Genomic DNA, 262 nt, shown 5'->3' with positions numbered 1-262 from the left:
CACAGCTAACAGCGCTTCTTTGATTTTGCTGCGATTCTGATCCAGCGATTTGGCTTTCAGTCCGGCCTGTTCCAGCTCACGAATGGCCCGGCCATGCCCGCCGTACTCATGCATCAGCGCCAGCAAGGAGTGTGCTGAATCCCTGTCGGGTTTATTGGACGGCGGGTTTTTCACCCATCCTTCAGCCTTCAGTTCTTTGCGTTTCAGGGCATACCATAATAAGTACAGCGCCGGGGTGACCGATAAAGCAACAGGTATGCCG

Annotated in this window: 1 pseudogene; it reads right to left on the bottom strand. The window is 54.2% G+C overall.

What is annotated here, in order from left to right:
* A pseudogene (locus tag ACYP03_RS26690) lies at positions 1-262 on the bottom strand (hypothetical protein); the annotation flags it as partial.

It is taken from the genome of Photobacterium sp. R1 (assembly GCF_054600795.1).
Note: the sequence above shows the minus strand (reverse complement) of the source record. Positions and strands in the feature narration are given on the sequence as shown.